Consider the following 1343-nt stretch of genomic DNA (forward strand, 5'->3'; position numbering starts at 1 on the left):
CTAGGTAGTCGGCAACGGCGAGGCCATCATCCGGCGGCAATTCTGCACCGCTGCCGGATGCCAGCAGATAACGGCCCTCGCCGGATGAACGGCGTTGCGCGATGCGCTCCGGGTAGGCAAGGGAAAGCAGGGCACCCGCGGAAAGAGTATTGTCATCATGTGGCAACTGGCGGCACTGCCTGTACAGACGATCGCTCAGGCGCAGCAACTGGCGGATCTTCCCTGCATCGGCACCACCGTCCGGTCTTTGCCTTTCCCGCACGGATGCCATGGCCTGCAAACGCAGACCGAGATCGGCCGGTCGCGCCTGTCCGGGCCGATAGCGCCAGGGATCACGATCCGACAGCAGGGCGGCGATGTCCGCAGCCAGCCTGTTTCCACCGCCACCACGCACCAGCAGATGCACCAAGCGCGGATGCAACCCCAGGGCAGCCAGGCGTTTACCGTGGGTGGTGATGCGCCCGTGCATGTCGAGGGCATCGAGCTCCTGCAGCAGCAGTACCGCCTGATCCCAGGCAGCGGGAGGCGGCCTGTCCAGCCACTGCAGGCAAGCGGGGTCCGGCACGCCCCACAGGGCCAGTTCCATCACCAGGGGCGCAAGATCAGCCTGGTTTATTTCTGCCGGTCGCTGGGCGGGGCGGGCGCGCTGCTCGGCTTCTGTCCAGGCCCGGTAGCAGACACCCGGTCCCAGGCGGCCTGCCCGGCCCGCACGCTGATCAGCCGAAGCGCGGGAAACGGGCAACACCCGCAGGCGGCTCAGGCCACTGTCGGGATCGAAAACCGGCTTGCGGGTCAGTCCGGCATCCACAACCGTGGTGATGCCCTCGATGGTGAGGCTGGTTTCCGCCACGTCGGTAGCCAGCACGATGCGCGGTGCATGATGCTTGCCTGGCACCAGTACCCTTGCCTGGCTGTCAGCATCCATCTCACCGTGAAGCTGCAGGATCTCGTGGGACAGGGAAGCCGACCGCAGCTGTTCTTCCAACCGATTCATCTCACCCTTGCCCGGCAGGAAGACCAGAACGTCTCCCTGTTGCTCCCTGCAGGCCTGCAGGACCAGCCGGCGTGTGGCCGGCAGGATGTCGCGTCCCACCGACCTACCCAAGTGACGTATATCCACCGGGTGGAGACCACCATCGGAAGTCACCACAGCTCCTCCCAGGAGATCGGCCACTGCCTGCTCGTCCAGGGTGGCCGACATGACCAGCAGCCGCAGATCCTCCCGCAGGGAACTACAGATATCCAGACACAGGGCGAGCCCCAGGTCGGCCTGCAGTGACCGTTCGTGGAATTCATCAAAAATGGTAACTACTCACCCCTAAGACTGAGTACAAGCCTGCCTC

Annotated in this window: 1 protein-coding gene; it reads right to left on the bottom strand. The window is 64.9% G+C overall.

Going from position 1 to position 1343, the window contains the following annotated elements; genetic code table 11:
• On the bottom strand, positions 1-1201 hold a 1201-nt coding region (locus tag ACOCD2_RS20170), incomplete at its 3' end, for a helicase-related protein (protein WP_293681102.1).
• Positions 1202-1343: the final 142 nt, after the last annotated feature.

Origin of the sequence: Thiolapillus sp., assembly GCF_048562965.1 — a bacterium.
Lineage (GTDB): Bacteria > Pseudomonadota > Gammaproteobacteria > Chromatiales > Chromatiaceae > Thiolapillus > Thiolapillus brandeum_A.